This window comes from Streptomyces sp. NPDC059649 (genome assembly GCF_042734445.1).
In the GTDB taxonomy this organism is placed as follows: Bacteria; Actinomycetota; Actinomycetes; order Streptomycetales; family Streptomycetaceae; genus Streptomyces.
Genome location: NZ_JBHWDV010000025.1, coordinates 51,974 through 67,846 on the forward strand (window position 1 = coordinate 51,974; position 15,873 = coordinate 67,846).

Sequence of the window (15,873 nt, forward strand, 5' to 3'; positions counted from 1 at the left end):
CCGGGTGCGTCGTTGCGATCTGACAGTGCGTCGTCGCGGTCTGACAGTGCGGTGAGTGCGTTGACCTCATTATGCACGCGGTGCGTGCATCAGCAAGTGCATAGGTTAGGCTGAGTCCGAACGGGAGGGGCGACGAGAGGGGCGAGATGACTGGCCGCAGGCGATGGTCGACCGAGGAGATCCTGGACACGGCGGCGGAACTGCTGCGCACGAGCGACGCCGAGTCGTTCAGCGTGCGCAAACTCGCCGCAGTGCTCGGGACCGACTCCTCCAGCCTCTACCGGCACTTCCGCAACAAGACCGAACTGCTGCGTGCGGTTGCCGACCGGATCCTGCTGGCCGCCATGGACGGCTACCGCCCCGAAGGCAACTGGAAGCAGCGCGTCACCGCCTTGGCCCTGCGCCTGCGCGAGGTCTTCGGCGAGCAACCCCAACTCGCCGCGGTGTGGGGACGCTATGGGTCCGGCGGCACCGGATCCCGATTGGTCATGGAGGAGCTGTTGCAGGCCCTGCGCGCATCCGGCCTGCCCGACGAGGAGGTCCCGGTGCGATACCACCGCATCGTGATCCTCCTCGCCGCGCTGATCGCCTCCGAGGCCGGCATCAGCACCATCACCCCGAACGAGTACGAACAGGGCATGGAGCAGTTCCGCGTCGCGGTGCTCGGCGCCGACCCCGAACGCTTCCCCGCCCTGGCCCACTTCGCCCGCGACATCCGCCCCCTCGGAGCAGACCGCCGCGCCGCATTCGAAGAAATCCTTGCCGCCCAACTCGCCCACATCGAGGCCCAGATCCCCTGACGTGCCGGATGACGAGTGCGATGGGGTCGGGCCGGGTCGGATCGGGTCGCGTCGCTGCCGCAGGCCGGTGCCGGACGCCGGGTGCAGGAGACCCGGTGCAGGACGCCGGGTGCAGGAGACCCGGTGCAGGAGACCCGGTGCAGGAGTAGCGGCCGAGGACGTTGATGTGGTCGTACCGGAGCGAGGAGAGCCGGGGGGTCGTTCAGACCGAGCCCGCCCAGCCGCCCAGCCGCCCACCGACTGGGCAGTGGGCACTCCGGGCACGGGGCGCGGGCCGGGCACCTGGCCGCCGCCTCGGCGGCGGCCAGCGCGGTGAGAGCGATGTGGCGATGGGTCACCTGTCTCGGTCTACCGACCCCCGACAGACGTTGCCCATCGGCGCATTGTGTGATCACCTCGGCCTGCTGTGCGGGTGCGCGGCCCGGCCCACCAGCGGTATCGGCGGCGCCACTACTAGCCACTACTGGTTCGTATTTGCTGCGTCACGCGGCGCCGGCCACCGGCGGGAAGCAGCCAGCTTGCGGCGACCGTCCTCGAAGCTGTTGGGCAAGCTGCTAGGGAGGTTGGCCATGCGCTATGAAGATGACGTCTACTTCCACCGGTGTCCGATCGAAGGGCAAGGCGACACCATGACCTCACGACAGGTACGCAAACGGTGTCAGGCGCTCGTCAAGACGCTCGACCTACCCCGGCCGTTTTCCGTCGATGCATTCGTCAAGGGGCTGTCGGCGCAGCGGGGGCGGCCGATCCTGATCCACACGCTGTCGATCGGGGCCGCCATCAACGCCTGCGGGTTGTGGATCGCCACCGATGCCAGCGACAACATCTACGTCGAGGAGAAGACCACCAAGTTCCATCAGGAGCACATCATTCTCCATGAAATCGGGCACATCCTGTGCGAACACGGCCGCAGCGACCGGGAGTTCCACGAGGTGCTCGCCATGCTGTTGCCCAGCATCCGGCCCGAGATGATCAGCCGGCTTCTGCGTCGCAGCAATTACACCAATGAGCAGGAGCGGGAAGCCGAACTCGTCGCCAGCCTGATCTACTCGGCCGCGGGGATCCTCACACCCTCGCCGTCGAGCGGGGTTCGGGGCAAGCTCGAAGCCGCACTCGGGATCCGGGAGTAGAGGCCGAACCATGAGCTCACTTTCCCTCTACGAACTCGGTTCCCGTGTCGAGCTTTCGGGCGCGTTGGCGCTGTGGCTGGCGATCATCCTGCGAGTGCCTGGTGCCCGTCACTCCCGTCAGCAGAAGATGTTGCTGGTCGCCGTGGTCGGGATCGCCGGGTCGATCACCGTCTATCTCGACCCCGTCACCGCGGCCTTGAACCGATCCTTCACCTTCGCCCAGAGCTGCGGGTTGTTCATGAACGCCTGGGGCGTCCTCAGCTCGGCCCTCATCCTCGATTTCGTCCTCGCGGCGATGTCCCGGCGCCGGCCGTGGCTCATCTACGGCACCATGATCGTCACCATCGCCGCGCTGATCGCCCTGAACTTCACCATCGCGCCGCACGCCGGCTGCGTCACTGCGCAGCCCGTCCCGTGGTACAGCCCCTTCTGGTGGATTCTGGTGGCAGCTCATCTTGTCGGCACGGTCCCCTGCGCCGTGCTGTGTGTGCGCTACGGCCGCCGGGCCCACGACGACCGGCCGTTGCGCACCGGCCTGTTGCTGCTCGCCGCCGGCTTCACCTCGTCCTCCCTGTTCTGGTGCGTCGTTCTGGCCTTCCTCCTGGCACGCCCCGTCTGGCTGGGCGCACTGTTCCCACTGAACATCGGCGTCACCGCCTGGCTGATGACCGCAGGGGTCTGCCTGCCCCTGGCACTGACCATCCGCCGCACGGCCCGCGACGCACGCGCCCTGTGGTGTCTGAGCCCCCTGTGGCGTGACCTGACCGAAGCCGTCCCGCACGTCACCCTGGACGGAGCCCGTCCCCGGATCCGGGCGGTGGTGGGAAGCCCGCAGTCGATCCGGCTCAGGCTCTACCGCCAGGTCATCGAGATCCTCGATGTCCTGCTCGTTCTGCAGGATTACGTGCGGCCCGAGGTGGTCGATCGTGCCCGACGTCACGTCACCGAGCACGGTGTCCCCGAAGAACACATGGAGCCGATCGTCACTGCGTGCTGGCTGCAGAGTGCCCTCCAGGCCGTGGCGGCCGCCGGCGCGACCCAACCGAACCCGCTCACGCCCGTGAACCTCAAGGACGACGGGCTCCGCAGCGAGACCGACTTCCTCCTCGCCGTCCTGCGCGCTCGCACACATCCCGCTGTCCGCTCCTTCGACCCCTCCCCCACCGCACCCGCACCCGCCATGCCGGAGGGACGCGACCACCACACCCCGACCAACACCATCACCTAGGCGACATTCATGACACAGCACTCCGCCACCCCGGCCCCCTACCGCACCGGCTTGCTGAGCAACGAAGCCCCGCACGAACGTGACCGTCTTCGGTCCATCCAGCGCAGCGTGGATGCGTTCACCATCAAAGTCATCCAGGACCTTCCCCTCGAAGCCTCCTTCAACTGCCTGGAACTGGGTGCGGGCGCGGGTTCCATCGCCTACTGGCTCGCCGCACGCTGCCCCGAGGGACGAGTGGTCGCCGTCGACCTCGACACCCGACACCTCGATATGCGCCGAGCCGAGAACCTGGAGGTCCAGGAAGCAGACATCACCTCTGAGGACTACGCGCCCGGAAGCTTCGACCTCATCCACGCCCGCTACCTCTTCTGCCACCTCCCGCAGCGCGACGAGGTCATCGCGCGAGCCACCCGCTGGCTCGCCCCCGGCGGATGGCTCATCGTCGAAGAGCCCTACCACCTGCCGGCCGACACCTCACCCTCTCCTCTGGTCCAGCGCGTCCTGGCCGCCTATCAGCGCGCGTACCGCGACAACGGCGCAGACATGACCTGGGCGCGGAGCCTTCCCTCCCTGCTCGCCCACAACGCTCTGAGCGAGGTGTCCTTCGCCGGAAACCTCGGCTGCATGGGCGGCGGCACCAAGGACCGCTGGCTCCCCCTCATCACCCAGGCAGCCCCCGCCATGCTCGCCGACGGAGTCATCACCCAAGAAGACCTGACGCAATTCACCACCCTCCTCGAAGACCCGGCGTTCATCGACATCCCGCAGGTCACGATCGCCGCATGGGGCCGGCGCCCCGAAGCGACAGCGAGCACGCACTGAGCCGGAGACCGACTCGTCTCGGCCTCCCGGCGCCCGTGGTCTTCCGGCCCGGCCGGTGCCTCGACGACCGGCCGCGACCGGTCGTGGCCGGTCGTGGCCGGTCGTCGCCGGTCGTCGCCGGTCGTCGCCGGTTCGTCGCGGCACCGGCTCGTTCGGCCAGCGCACCTGGCTCGCAGCGCGGCACCGCCTACCGCCTGCTTCCGGCCTGGCGGCACGACCTCACTTCAGGTGCCGGCCGAAGAACCGGGTCCCGTCGTCCACCTCGAACCACGGGGTGCCGGCGTGCCCGCCCAAGTTGGCATGCAGCGTCTTCTCCTTGGAGCCGAAGGCGTCGAACAGGTCCAGGGCCCACTGCCGGTCGTTCCCTTCGTCGTCCCACTGCAGCAGGAACAGCAGCGGAATGGTGACCTTCCGGGCCTCCTCGCGCAGGGCGCGGGGCACGAAACCCCCGGCGAAGAATCCGGCGGCCGCGATGCGCGGCTCGACCACCGCCAGCCGAATGCCGATGGCGGTCATCCCCGAGTACCCGACCGGGCCACCGATCTCGGGCAGCGCAAGGAGGGCGTCCAGAGTGGTCCGCCGTTCAGGCACCGCCTTTTCGACCAGCGGGACGATGAAGGACTCGAAGATCTCGTCGACCGGCTCCCCTGCCGCCATCGCCCGACGGAGGTCGGCGCGAGCCTGCTCGTCGACGGCGGAACGGGGCCGCTCACCGTGCCCGGGGTGGTCGATGGCGGCCACCGCGTAGCCGTACTCCGTCGCGGAGTGCCGGGCCCGGGCCACCAGCCGCGATTCCCGCTTGTGCAAGCCGCCGTTGTGGCCGATCAGGATCAGCGGGGCAGATGCGGATCAAGGCGTCCACAGGATGCCGGGGATCTCGCCAAGGGTGAATTCGCGTTCGAGGACGCCGTCGTCGAGTTGGCGACGTCCCCGGCCGCGCACACGCCGGATACGACTTGGCGGGTGGGACTTGGTGGGTGGGACTTGGCAGGTGGGACTCGGCGGGTGGGATCGCACAGGACCTGCGGCCTGCTGCCTGCTGCCTGCTGCCTGCTGCCTGCGGGCTTCGGTGGCGAGTTGCGGTGCCTCATGGGTGGCTGTGGGACAGTTCCGGCTCGTGCTGTGATGTCTGGTCGTGTCGGGGCAGCAGGAGCGGGGTGGTCAGGATGAGCAGTCCCACGGCCGTGAGAGCGGTGCGTGGGGTGGTGACGTCGGCGAGCAGCCCGGCGAGCGCGGTGAGGCCGGCGATGGACGCCTGCTGGCCGATGGACCAGGCCGACAGGGTGCGGGCGACGAGATGCTTGGGGGTGTGTTCGAGCCGGTAGGTGGCGAGCACCGGGGTGTAGAGGCTCATGTTGACGATGATCGCCAGCTCGACAGCCATCACGGTGACGAGGCCGACGATGCCGGGACGGACGAAGGCCAGGCCGATCAGCCAGATGGCGCGCAGGGTGCCGACGGTCCGGAAGACCGCGTGCCGGCCGTAGCGGGCCACGACACGGCGGGCCAGCCGCGAGCCGATGAGTCCGCCGAGGCAGGGGGCGGCGAAGGCGAGGCCGTACTGCCAGGGTGGGAACCCGAGCTGGCGAAGCAGGAGCACGGCCAGCAGCGGCTCGGTGGCCATGATCAGACCGGCGACGAGCATCTGGTTCAGGTAGAGCGCCCGCAAACCGGGATGGCCCATGATGTGTCGCCAGCCGTCAAGCAACGCGCCCGCCCGGACCGGGTTTTTGCCGGTCGTTCGCGGCGCTTCTTCCTGGCCGCGGATCGCGGTGATGCCCAGTGCGGAGAGGAGGTAGCTGAGTGCGTCGGCCACCACGGTGGTGACCGGCCCGAACAGGCCGATCGCCGCCCCGCCCAAGGGAGGGCCGATCGCGATGGAGCTCCAGTTCGTGGACTCGAACCGCGCGTTGGCCACGAGCAGGTCATCCGGCCGGACGAGACCTTTGAGGTAGGCGCCGCTGGCTGCGTTGAAGGCGATCTTGGCTGCGGCGACCACGGCCGAGATCACGAGCAGTTGGACGAAACTGAGCCATCCGAAGGCGTAGGCGACCGGGATCGTCGCCATGGCCGCGAACCGGGCCAGGTCCATCGTGATCATGACCGGTCGCTTGTGGCGGAACTCCACCCACGGCGCGAGGGGCACCGCGATCAGCGCGCCCACCGCGGGCCCCACCGCGGACAGCGCGGACACCTCGGCAGGGCCGGCATGCAAGACCAGTACGGCGACCAGCGGCAAGGCCCCGAACCCCAGCCCGGACCCGTACGCGCTCACCGCGTACGCCGCCCACAGCCAGCCGAACTGCCGGCCCAACGATCTCCTGCCCACCATGCTCACAGCCCCCTTGGTGCCCCACCCGAACAAACCGACGTTGACCAGTGAGAGCTAAGCGACAGACACAACGGCAGGTCAAACAACTGCCCTACCATCGATCCACAACCATTCGTTGTTCACTAAGGTGGACCGGCGTGGATCTCGAAGCAGTACGTACCTTCGTCGCCGTCGCGGAAGCGGGCCAGTTCCAGAAGGCCGCTACCGATCTGTCGATCACCCAGCAGGCTGTCTCCAAGCGCATCGCCGCGCTGGAGCGCAACCTCGGCGTGCGGTTGTTCACCCGAGCCCCCCGCGGCGCCGAGCTCACCATCGACGGGCAGGCGTTCCTGCCCCACGCGCGCGAGCTGCTGCGTGTCACCGAGCGCGCGGTCGCGTCCGTGCGCACCGGCCACCGTCCACTGCGCGTCGACATCATCGCCTCGCGCGTCGCGCCCTCGGGCCTGATGCGCGGCTTCCACCAGGCGCACCCCGAGATCGACCTCGACGTGGTGATGCTGTTCGACATCGAGACCGCCGTCGCCGCCATCCGGTCCGGTGCGATCGACGCGTCCTTCCGCGCCGTCGCCGCGCCCGGCCGGCCCCTGCCCGAGGACATCGCCTCCGTCCGGGTGCTCGACGAGCCGCACCAGCTCCTCACCGGCCCCGCCCACGCGCTGGCGGGAGCCCGGTCGGTCACCGTCGCCCACCTCGCCGGGCACCGGATCTGGATGCCCGGCCTCGTTCCCGGCACCGAGTGGGCCGCCTACTACGACGACCTCGCCGCCGAGTTCGGCCTCACCATCGAGGCGACCGGCCCCAACTTCGGCTCCGACGCGCTTCTCGACACCGTCGCCGACACCCCGGCCCTGGCCACCTTCACGACCGAGCAGACCCGCCTCGTCTGGCCCGCCGGCCACGGCCTGCGCCGCATCCCGGTGACCGACCCGACGCCCGTCTACCCGCACTCGCTCCTGTGGCACCGCGACAACCCGCACCCGGCGCTGGCCACCCTCCGCGCCCACCTCGCCGCCACAGCGGCCGGCCACGACGCCGCCGGTACCTGGGCACCGGGCTGGGTGATTCCGCACTGAACGAGCTTCGCTGAGCGGCCGACCCTGCCGGGCTGAGATCGTCTCCGGCGACGGTCCGGCGGCCGCACAGCGACTCCTACCGAGATGCCTGGAGGCCGTGCGCGCAACCAGAAATGTGTGGGTCGGCATGAGCGCGCAGCAGGAGTGCCACCCAGCTGCGGTAGGGCTTCCACCGCTCCGCGAGCCGTACGAGCCCCGGCCCACCGGCCGCCTGGTCGTCGAGGCCGTAGGCGGCGGTCATGGCGGTGTGCAGGCGGGGTTCGTGGCGGGGGAAGAGGTCGGGGTGCCCGGCACCGCGGATGAGGATGAGCTCGGCGGAGAACGGGCCGATGCCGGGAAGCTCCCGCAGGGCGGCGAGCGCCTCCTGGGCGGGCATGGCGCGCAGAGCGGCGGCGTCGAGACGGCCGACGGCTGCCGCGTCGGCGATCGCGTGCAGCCGCTGGACCTTGACCTCGGTCAGGCCGGGAAAGCTCGTGAGGGTGCGCAGGACGTGCGGGGCGGGGAAGGCGCACAGCTCGTGCCCGGCGACCCGGACACGCTGCCCGTGCCGCTGTGCGAGCAGCGTCTTGACGGCGGCGGCGTGGCTCCTGCGGACCCGGTGGCCGATGACGGCCCATGTCGCGGCCTCGTAGGGCGAGTTGAAGCACACCGGCCGCAGCCCCGGGAACTCCTCCATGAGTCCCGCCACGACGGGGTCCGCCGACGCGAGGACCGGAAAGCCGGAGCCGTCGACGTCCAGGGAGAGATTGCGGGCGACGCCGGCCGTGGCTGACTCCCAGTCGTCGCCGTCGGCGGATGCCTCGGTGCCGGGGCCGGTGGCCGGGTGGAAGGCGAGGTCGGCATGCACCGCGCCCGTGCCGGAGCCGGGCCCCTCCCGCGGTGGTTCCTGCCGCACGGCGGCGGTGACCGTGCCATGGCCGTCGTCCGAGGGAAACGCCAGGCGCAGCACCCCGTCGGCGCCCTGCCGGTAGGGGGCGGGGGTGAAGCCTTCCAGGAAGCGCAGACTCGCCGCGAGGGAGAACGGGCCTCGGGGGCTGAGGACGACGGCCTTCACGGTCAGCCTCCGTGGACGGTGAGCCGGTAGCCCTCGGGCCCGGTGAAGGAGAACGTCGGCCCGAAGGGGCTGTCCGTGAGCGGGGTGACGTCTTCCGTGCCCGCCGCCAGCAGCTGCTCGCGCAGCGCCGGGGCGTCGGTGGTGCGCAGCCACAGCGCCACACCCAGGCCAGGACGGTCGACGGTGTCGAGGTCGACGCCGGGAAGCAACTCGCGGACCGCGAACGGGATGGGGGTGGTGGCGAAGACGACCGCGTGGGCCGGTCCACCGGGGGCTCGTCGCAGTCCGAGCTTCTCCTCGAAGAACGCGGCCGCGGCCGGCACGTTCCTCACCTGCAGAGCGATGAAATCGGGGCCTTCGACGGTGGCGGTCATGGGAACTCCAAGGGGGGTCGGGTTGGTCTTCCAGAAGCTTTCAATGTCAGGACTTTGACATAGCCGAAGATAGGCACCGACCGTCAGGCATGTCAAAATGCTGACATGGAGAACCGTGCGCCCGTGCCCCCGCCCCATCCAGCCAACGACGTCACCGAGCACGTGGGATACCGGCTCAAGAGGGCCTCGGCCGCCTTGCGCGGCGCCATGGACAAGGCCCTGCGCGAACACGACCTCACCGTCCCGCAGTACTCCTGCCTGGAGCTCCTCGACGAACAGCCCGGCCTGTCCAACGCCGACCTCGCCCGGGGCACCTTCGTCACCCGGCAGTCCGCCAACGTCGTGCTGCGCGGCCTGAAGGAGGCGGGCCTGATCACCCAGGCGACCAGCACCGATCACGGCCGCGCCCTGCCCATCCACCTCACCGCGGCCGGACAGCAGCGCCTGCACGCGGCCCGCGGCGCCGTCTACGCCATCGAGGAACGCATGATCAAAAACATCCCTGCCCGACGACTGACCGCCCTCCTGGCCGACCTCGACGCCATGACCGAGGCCCTCGACACCTGACCGCTGCCCGCTCCGGTTTCTTCGCCGTAGGTGGTGCCGGGCGGTCCGTGCCGACAGACGCGTGTCGATGCCGGGCGCTGGCCAGTGGGGCACCGCTCTCGGCACAATGCCGCCGTGGAGTTACTGACTACCGCGCTTCCCGTGGGCGCCACGGTGTTCGTCGCCCTCGTGGGTTACCTCCAGTGGAGACGCAGTGAGCGGCGCCAAGCCGAGAACGAGACGGCGCGCCAGGAACTGGAGCAGGCGGAGCGACGTCGCGTCGCCCGCGGACCGTATGACCAACAGCGGCTGGAAGCCCTCCAGGAACTGCTCGGCAAACTCCGCGACCTTGAAATCCAGTCGCGGTGGAACGCGGGCGGTCAGGATCTGCGGGCCGAGGTCCCGAAGATCAACACCTTCCTGATCAAGCATGGCGAGGTGCTGGAGGACGAAGAGCGGCGGCTGGCCCAGCAGTTCCTCGAAGGGCTGACATGGATCGACCATCGCGAGGCTGAAGAGCGGCACAGGTGGGAGGAACAGCGGGAACAGGAGCTTTCCGCGCACGGCAGCGACATCGGCTCATACGAGAGCTCCTGGGAGCGGACGGGACCTTTGCCACCTCCCGATCGGGTTCATGAAGCCCAACAAGCCGTGCAGAGATGGACGTCGGCGCGGGATGCCCTGGAGGAACGGCTGCGTAAGGCCCTGCAAGGCATGTGAGCGAGCAACGTCGCATCACGAGGCCAGGTTCATGTTCGCTGGGCGGCGTTCGGCACGACGAACGACCCGGTGCCTCTCACGCGGCGCCCTCACAGTACGGCGGGGCTTGCCGCGGCACCCCTGGCAGCGGCTCTCAGCCGCCGCGGCGTACCCGGGCCGCCTTGCGGGCCTCGGCGAGCTTACGGGCCTCGATGGCCTTGCGGGACTTGCCGCCGGTGCCGCGGGAGGCGTCCTTGCTGGTGCCCAGGCCGCGGAAGGGGGCGTTGGCGTTCTTGGCCCGGGGCGCGACGGGCCCTCCGTCGAGCGGGGTCCCGGAGGGGGCCTTGGCCCCGGTGATCCGGCTCAGCTCCGCCTCGCCCGAGCGCACCTTGGTGACCGTCGGCTCTATGCCGGCCTCGGCCAGCAGCCGGCTCATCTCGCGGCGCTGGCCGGACAGCACCAGCGTCACGACGCTGCCGGACTCACCGGCCCGGGCGGTGCGGCCCGCACGGTGCAGATAGTCCTTGGGGTCGGCGGGCGGGTCGACGTTGACCACGAGGTCGAGATCGTCGACGTGCAGACCACGGGCCGCGACATTGGTCGCCACCAGGACGGTGATCTGGCCGTTCTTGAACTGCGCGAGGGTCCGTGTGCGCTGCGGTTGGGACTTGCCGCTGTGCAGGGCCGCGGCGTGCACTCCGCTGGCCCGCAGATGCCGGGTGAGCTGGTCGACCGCGTGCTTGGTGTCCAGGAACAGCAGTACGCGGCCGTCGCGGGCGGCGATCTCCGTGGTGACGGCGTACCGGTCGGGGCCGTGGACGACCAGCACGTGGTGGTCCATCGTCGTGACCGCGCCCGCGGACGGGTCGACCGAGTGGACGACGGGGTCGTGGAGGTAGCGGCGGACCAGGTGGTCGACGTCGCGGTCCAGGGTGGCCGAGAACAGCATCCGCTGGCCGTCGCGGTGCACCTGGTCGAGCACCTCGGTGACTTGCGGCAGGAAGCCCATGTCACACATCTGGTCGGCCTCGTCGAGGACGGTGATCCGCACCCGTCCCAGGCGACAGGCCCCGCGCTCGACGAGGTCGTGCAGGCGGCCAGGGGTGGCGACGACGACCTCGGCCCCGTCGCGCAGCGCAGCGGTCTGCCGGCCGATCGACATACCGCCGACGACCGTGGCCATCCGCAGCCGGAGCGCGTCGGCATACGGCGCGAGCGCCTCGGTGACCTGCTGGGCCAGCTCCCGGGTAGGCACCAGGATCAGAGCGAGGGGCTGCTTCGGCTCCGCGCGCCGCCCGGCCGTCCGTACGAGCAGCGGCAGACCGAAGGCGAGGGTCTTCCCCGATCCGGTGCGTCCTCGCCCCAGGACATCGCGTCCCGCGAGGGCGTTGGGCAGCGTGGCTGCCTGGATCGGGAAGGGCTCGCGCAGGCCGAGCTCGGTGAGCGTTCGCAGCACCTCGGCCGGCAGTTCCAGGTCGGCGAAGGAGGCGACCGGGGACATCGTCGGGGTGAGCGTCGCTGGCCGGGCGAGGTCGCCGTGCGAGGTACCGGGGCGGTCCGGGTGATTCATGAAGAGCCTTCCGCAAGGGGAACGTACCGAGGAAGGCCCGGCAGGAATGAGCAACCGACGAACAAGGGAAACCGGACGGGCAGAATCGCCAGCCGCCACGTCCGTGCAAACGTCTGAGGCTAACACACGGTGACAGTTCGACCCGGCGTTGTGGTGCTGATCGCTCCGCCTCCGTCGGTGATGCGACACAGACTGAGAGCCATTTCCGACGTGTCTGGACGATTTCCCTGGCAAGGCGTCTTCAGCAGGGAAGAGCGGTCAAGTCCCCCGGCAGTGAACCTCACGACGCACAGCTGGGTTGTGGGAGCTGGACGACGCCGGCCCGGCCGACGTGACGCGTGGGGTGCTGGACTCCGCTCATGTGCGGGCTGAAGGGGGGCGAACTCTGCTGCTACAAGCGCCTGATCCGCCGGCCCCCCACATAGGACACGACCCACGGGGAACATTCGTCCAATCCACCGGTGCGTACCGGCGGAGACAGTGGGCGCATGACTGTTTCTGACAGCGATCCCTACGTGAACGGCGGCCAGGCGACCGAGAGTTGGTCCCTGTTGCTGGACGACGGCGACATCTACGTGTGCCAGGACGGCCCCCGCGAGGCCCCCGCGCTCCTGCTCATCCACGGGTCCGCGTCCTCGACCCGCTCGTGGGACCGTTTTGTTCCGCTGCTGAGCGGATCTCACCGTGTCATCCGGCTCGATCTGCTCGGACACGGCCGGTCGGGCAAACCGGCCGACCGCAGCTACGCGATACCGGACCAGGCACGTCGGGCCGGCGTGGTACTGGACCGGCTCGGCGTCGAACACGCCGTGGTCGTCGGTCATTCCAGCGGTGGCGCGGTCGCCACCGCTCTCGCCGAAGAGCGGCCCGACCTGGTGACCGCGCTCGTGCTCATCAACACCGGGCCCAGCCTGGACGCCTTCATCGCACCGGACTCCGCCGCAGCCGGCCCCACGCAGTGGCCGCCGACCGACGAGCAGCTCCGGCGGCTCGCGAGCACGGGTTTCAGCCGCGCGGGCTACCAGGCACCGGAAGAGCTGCTGGACGAGGTGCGCGCCATGACCCACCACACGTGCACCACGACGATGCGGGCCACCCGCTCCTACCTGGAGCAGCGGGCGCTGCCGGATCGACTGCGGGTCCTGGGCAAGCCGCTATTGGTGATCTTCGGCGAGGACGACCGCAGATGGCGCTCGTCGTCCGCCTACGACTACCGCGCCGTTCCGGGCGCGCAGGTCGAGTTGCTGCCCGGCCTTGGGCACTCGCCCGTGCTCGAGGATCCGCCCCGGACCGCCGGCCCCCTGCTGGCCTTCACCGCGATCCACGCCGTACGGGTGGACTGAAGGAAAGGAGGAGTGCCGTGCGGATTCTCGTCTCCGGCGCCAGCATCGCCGGTCCCGTTCTGGCCTACTGGCTCACCAGGTACGGGTACTCCGTCACCGTCGTCGAGCGCGCGCCGGCCCTGCGCAAGACCGGCGGCCACGCGGTTGACCTGTTTCGGCCCGCGGTGGACATCTCGGAGAAAATGGGCGTGCTCCCGCGTATCGAGGAGCGGGCCACCGGCACGCACCGGATGACCGTCTACCGGGAGGGCTCACGGCGTCCCGTCCGGGCGGATCTCTCCAAGATCTTCAGCGGCGCCTCCGAGCGCCACGTGGAGATCCTGCGCGACGACCTGAGCGAGATCTACTACGACGCCGCACGCGACGACGTCGAGTACGTCTTCGGCGACTCGATCACCGCGATCTCGCCCGACGGCGAGGTGCGGTTCGAAAACGCCGCACCGCGCCGCTTCGACCTCGTCGTCGGCGCGTACGTCCTCGCCGGCGAGCTGGCCCGGGCGGGCGGTGACCACGCGCGCGCCTTCCGCGCCTACGAGCGCGTGATGGCCGAGCACGTGCGCGGCAGTCGCGAGGTCGCGCTGAGCGCGGCGAAGACCCTGATCCCCACGTCCCGCCTCGGCGTGTGGGGACTGGCCCAGGGCGCCCGCCTGATCTCCGCCCTGCCCGCGGGCCCCAGCCGCGCCCTCGTTCGCCTCACCACCAAGAGTGCGCGCCTCTACCACTCCGTGGCCCTCGACGACTATCCGCCGTCATCCGCCGCATCAGCCGTGACGCTCGAAGAGCGCTCTTGATCACGCCACGGCGTCCGGTCAGCGGGCGGCGAGGAGTTCGAGCGTGTCGATCACGCGGTTCGAGAAGCCCCACTCGTTGTCGTACCAGGCGACCACCTTGACGTGGCGGCCGTCGACGCGGGTGAGGGCCGAGTCGAAGATCGACGAGGCGGGATCGCCCGTGATGTCGGACGACACGAGCGGGTCCTCGGAGTACTCCAGGATGCCGGCGAGCGGCCCCTCGGCTGCCGCGCGGTAGGCCGCCAGCACCTCGTCACGCGTCACGTCGCGGGCGACGGTCGTGTTGAGTTCGACGATCGAGCCCACCGGCACCGGGACGCGGATCGAGTCGCCCGACAGCTTGCCGTCGAGGTTCGGCAGCACCAGGCCGATCGCCTTGGCGGCGCCGGTCGTGGTCGGCACGATATTGACCCCGGCGGCCCGGGCCCGGCGCGGGTCGCGGTGCGGACCGTCCTGCAGGTTCTGCTCCTGCGTGTAGGCGTGCACCGTCGTCATGAACCCGTGCTCGATACCGGCGAGATCGTCGAGCACCTTGGCCAGCGGCGCGAGCGCGTTGGTGGTGCAGGAGGCGTTCGAGACGATCGTGTGCACGGCCGGGTCGTAGGCGTCGGTGTTGACCCCGAACGCGAGCGTGACGTCGGCGCCGTCCGACGGGGCGCTGACGAGCACCTTGCGCGCGCCCGCGTCGAGGTGGGCGCGGGCGGCCTTGGCCGAGGTGAAGCGGCCGGTGGCTTCCAGGACGATGTCGACGCCGAGTTCGGCCCACGGCAGCTGCGCCGGTTCGCGCTCGGCCAGCACCGCGATCCGGCGGCCGTCGACGACGAGGACGTCCCCGTCAGCGGTCACCGGACGCCCGAGCCGGCCGGCCGTGCTGTCGTAGGCGAGCAGCCGGGCGAGAGTGGCGGGCTCCGTGAGGTCGTTGACGGCGACGATCTCCAGGGTGCTCTCGCGCTCCAGCAGTGCGCGCAGCACATTGCGTCCGATGCGGCCGAATCCGTTGATGGCGATGCGAGTCATGAATGATGTCCCTTCCCTTCGCCACCAGGTTCGTCCGCGGCCGGCGCCGCCGACAGTGGCGGTATCGCCATGGTTCAAAAGGATCCCGCCACACAAGGATCCCGCCACCCGGGGCCCGGCGGCGGGGTTATTCGCCCCGGGTGAAGGTGCGCCGGTACTCGCTCGGTGTGGTGCCGAGGATGCGCTGGAAGTGCAGGCGCAGGTTCGCGCCGGTGCCGAGCCCGACGTCCGATGCGATCTGTTCCACGCTGCGCTCGGAGCGTTCGAGCAGTTCGCGGGCCAGGTCGATGCGGGCGCGCATCACCCACTGCATCGGCGTGTAGCCGGTCTCCTCCACGAAGCGTCGGGAGAACGTACGCGGCGAGACCCCGGCCTGCCGCGCCAGTATGTCGAGGGTGAGGGGCTCGGCGAGCCGGTGCAGCGCCCATTCGCGCGTGGTGCCGAAGCGCTCGCCGTGCGGCTCGGGGACGCTGCGCGGCACGTACTGGGCCTGGCCGCCGCTGCGGTAGGGGGCCGCGACCAGGCGGCGGGCCGCATGGTTGGACGCGGCCACTCCGAGGTCGCCGCGCAGGATGTGCAGGCACAGGTCGATGCCGGAGGCGGCACCGGCCGACGTGAGCACGCTGCCCTCGTCGACGAACAGGACGTTCTCGTCGACCCGGATGCGCGGGTGCCTGGCCACGAGTGCCCGTGTGTAGTGCCAGTGCGTCGTGGCGCGCCTGCCGTCGAGCAGGCCCGTGGCGGCGAGCGCGAAGGCGCCCGTCGAGATGGCGGCGAGCCGCGCGCCCCGGTCGTGGGCGGCGATCAGTGCGTCGACGACGGCCTGCGGCGGGTCGTCGCGGTCCGGGAACCGGTAGCCGGGCACGAAGACGATGTCGGCCCACGCAAGCGCCTCCAGGCCGTGGGCGACGTCGTACGACAGGCCGTCGCCGCCGGTCACGGGACCGGGTGTCGCGCCGCACACCCGCACCTCGTACGGCATGCTCGCGCGGGTCGTGAAGACCTGCGCGGGAATTCCGACATCGAGTGGCTTCGCACCCTCGAGCACAAGGACGGCGACGCGATGCAAGGAGGAGGCTGGCACGGAGATGAGG

General features: G+C 70.2%; 15 protein-coding genes and 1 pseudogene. 9 read left to right on the forward strand and 7 right to left on the reverse strand.

Annotated features, from left to right (window positions below):
- The first annotated feature begins 146 nt into the window (after window positions 1-146).
- The 4 genes from ACFV1J_RS24130 to ACFV1J_RS24145 all read left to right on the forward strand — a co-directional run bounded on the left by ACFV1J_RS24130 (window position 147) and on the right by ACFV1J_RS24145 (window position 3,980).
- A complete protein-coding gene (locus ACFV1J_RS24130) occupies window positions 147-800 on the forward strand; it encodes a TetR/AcrR family transcriptional regulator (RefSeq protein WP_385861165.1) in 654 nt (217 codons plus the stop codon).
- 569 nt (window positions 801-1,369) lie between these two features.
- Window positions 1,370-1,930, forward strand: coding sequence for a hypothetical protein (locus tag ACFV1J_RS24135; RefSeq protein WP_385861167.1), 561 nt, complete (start codon window positions 1,370-1,372; stop codon window positions 1,928-1,930).
- A 10-nt stretch (window positions 1,931-1,940) separates the two neighbouring features.
- Window positions 1,941-3,158, forward strand: a complete 1,218-nt coding sequence (locus tag ACFV1J_RS24140) for an MAB_1171c family putative transporter (RefSeq protein ID WP_385861169.1) — start codon at window positions 1,941-1,943, stop codon at window positions 3,156-3,158.
- Window positions 3,159-3,167: 9 nt separating this feature from the next.
- Window positions 3,168-3,980, forward strand: a complete 813-nt coding sequence (locus ACFV1J_RS24145; protein ID WP_385861171.1) for a class I SAM-dependent methyltransferase — start codon at window positions 3,168-3,170, stop codon at window positions 3,978-3,980.
- 219 nt (window positions 3,981-4,199) lie between these two features.
- Here ACFV1J_RS24145 and ACFV1J_RS24150 read toward each other — a convergent pair.
- Together ACFV1J_RS24150 and ACFV1J_RS24155 are read right to left on the reverse strand one after the other, a co-directional pair.
- Window positions 4,200-4,922: pseudogene (locus ACFV1J_RS24150) on the reverse strand (alpha/beta hydrolase).
- Between the two features lie 145 nt (window positions 4,923-5,067).
- Window positions 5,068-6,312 carry an MFS transporter gene (locus ACFV1J_RS24155; protein ID WP_385861173.1) on the reverse strand — a complete coding sequence of 415 codons (1,245 nt, stop codon included), beginning with the start codon at window positions 6,310-6,312 and terminating at the stop codon, window positions 5,068-5,070.
- A gap of 137 nt (window positions 6,313-6,449) precedes the next feature.
- On the opposite strand from ACFV1J_RS24155, the gene ACFV1J_RS24160 reads away from it, so the two are divergent.
- On the forward strand, window positions 6,450-7,385 hold the full coding sequence (locus ACFV1J_RS24160) for a LysR family transcriptional regulator (protein ID WP_385861175.1): 936 nt from the start codon (window positions 6,450-6,452) through the stop codon (window positions 7,383-7,385).
- 76 nt (window positions 7,386-7,461) lie between these two features.
- Here the strand turns inward: ACFV1J_RS24160 and ACFV1J_RS24165 are convergent, their stop codons facing one another.
- Window positions 7,462-8,439, reverse strand: coding sequence for a DNA-3-methyladenine glycosylase family protein (locus tag ACFV1J_RS24165; protein WP_385861176.1), 978 nt, complete (start codon window positions 8,437-8,439; stop codon window positions 7,462-7,464).
- Between the two features lie 2 nt (window positions 8,440-8,441).
- Complete coding sequence (locus tag ACFV1J_RS24170; RefSeq protein ID WP_385861178.1) at window positions 8,442-8,813, reverse strand: VOC family protein; 372 nt, start codon at window positions 8,811-8,813, stop codon at window positions 8,442-8,444.
- Window positions 8,814-8,918: 105 nt separating this feature from the next.
- Between ACFV1J_RS24170 and ACFV1J_RS24175 the strand changes: the two genes are divergently transcribed.
- The gene (locus tag ACFV1J_RS24175) at window positions 8,919-9,380 is read left to right on the forward strand and encodes a MarR family winged helix-turn-helix transcriptional regulator (protein WP_385861180.1); all 462 of its coding nucleotides are present in this window, start codon (window positions 8,919-8,921) and stop codon (window positions 9,378-9,380) included.
- A gap of 114 nt (window positions 9,381-9,494) precedes the next feature.
- Window positions 9,495-10,079 (forward strand): hypothetical protein, encoded by a 585-nt coding sequence (locus ACFV1J_RS24180; RefSeq protein ID WP_385861182.1) that lies wholly within the window; start codon window positions 9,495-9,497, stop codon window positions 10,077-10,079.
- A 133-nt stretch (window positions 10,080-10,212) separates the two neighbouring features.
- On the opposite strand, the gene ACFV1J_RS24185 is transcribed toward ACFV1J_RS24180, so the two are convergent.
- Window positions 10,213-11,628 carry a DEAD/DEAH box helicase gene (locus ACFV1J_RS24185; protein WP_385861184.1) on the reverse strand — a complete coding sequence of 472 codons (1,416 nt, stop codon included), beginning with the start codon at window positions 11,626-11,628 and terminating at the stop codon, window positions 10,213-10,215.
- 488 nt (window positions 11,629-12,116) lie between these two features.
- Here ACFV1J_RS24185 and ACFV1J_RS24190 point away from each other — a divergent pair, with 488 nt between their 5' ends.
- Window positions 12,117-12,971, forward strand: coding sequence for an alpha/beta fold hydrolase (locus ACFV1J_RS24190; protein WP_385861186.1), 855 nt, complete (start codon window positions 12,117-12,119; stop codon window positions 12,969-12,971).
- 17 nt (window positions 12,972-12,988) lie between these two features.
- On the forward strand, window positions 12,989-13,762 hold the full coding sequence (locus ACFV1J_RS24195) for an FAD-dependent monooxygenase (RefSeq protein WP_385861187.1): 774 nt from the start codon (window positions 12,989-12,991) through the stop codon (window positions 13,760-13,762).
- 18 nt (window positions 13,763-13,780) lie between these two features.
- On the opposite strand, the gene gap is transcribed toward ACFV1J_RS24195, so the two are convergent.
- Entirely contained in the window at window positions 13,781-14,779 is a 999-nt protein-coding gene (gap, locus tag ACFV1J_RS24200) for a type I glyceraldehyde-3-phosphate dehydrogenase (protein ID WP_385861189.1), read from the reverse strand.
- A gap of 127 nt (window positions 14,780-14,906) precedes the next feature.
- Window positions 14,907-15,863 (reverse strand): GlxA family transcriptional regulator, encoded by a 957-nt coding sequence (locus ACFV1J_RS24205; protein WP_385861191.1) that lies wholly within the window; start codon window positions 15,861-15,863, stop codon window positions 14,907-14,909.
- Between the last annotated feature and the right edge of the window lie 10 nt (window positions 15,864-15,873).

Excerpts from the sequence above, each read along its gene's own strand:
- ACFV1J_RS24140 (WP_385861169.1), top strand. The coding sequence starts at position 1,941 with ATGAGCTCACTTTCCCTCTACGAACTCGGTTCCCGTGTCGAGCTTTCG.
- ACFV1J_RS24190 (WP_385861186.1), top strand. The coding sequence starts at position 12,117 with ATGACTGTTTCTGACAGCGATCCCTACGTGAACGGCGGCCAGGCGACC.
- ACFV1J_RS24135 (WP_385861167.1), top strand. The coding sequence starts at position 1,370 with ATGCGCTATGAAGATGACGTCTACTTCCACCGGTGTCCGATCGAAGGG.
- ACFV1J_RS24175 (WP_385861180.1), top strand. The coding sequence starts at position 8,919 with ATGGAGAACCGTGCGCCCGTGCCCCCGCCCCATCCAGCCAACGACGTC.
- ACFV1J_RS24185 (WP_385861184.1), bottom strand. The coding sequence starts at position 11,628 with ATGAATCACCCGGACCGCCCCGGTACCTCGCACGGCGACCTCGCCCGG.
- ACFV1J_RS24130 (WP_385861165.1), top strand. The coding sequence starts at position 147 with ATGACTGGCCGCAGGCGATGGTCGACCGAGGAGATCCTGGACACGGCG.
- gap (WP_385861189.1), bottom strand. The coding sequence starts at position 14,779 with ATGACTCGCATCGCCATCAACGGATTCGGCCGCATCGGACGCAATGTG.
- ACFV1J_RS24170 (WP_385861178.1), bottom strand. The coding sequence starts at position 8,813 with ATGACCGCCACCGTCGAAGGCCCCGATTTCATCGCTCTGCAGGTGAGG.
- ACFV1J_RS24155 (WP_385861173.1), bottom strand. The coding sequence starts at position 6,312 with ATGGTGGGCAGGAGATCGTTGGGCCGGCAGTTCGGCTGGCTGTGGGCG.
- ACFV1J_RS24145 (WP_385861171.1), top strand. The coding sequence starts at position 3,168 with ATGACACAGCACTCCGCCACCCCGGCCCCCTACCGCACCGGCTTGCTG.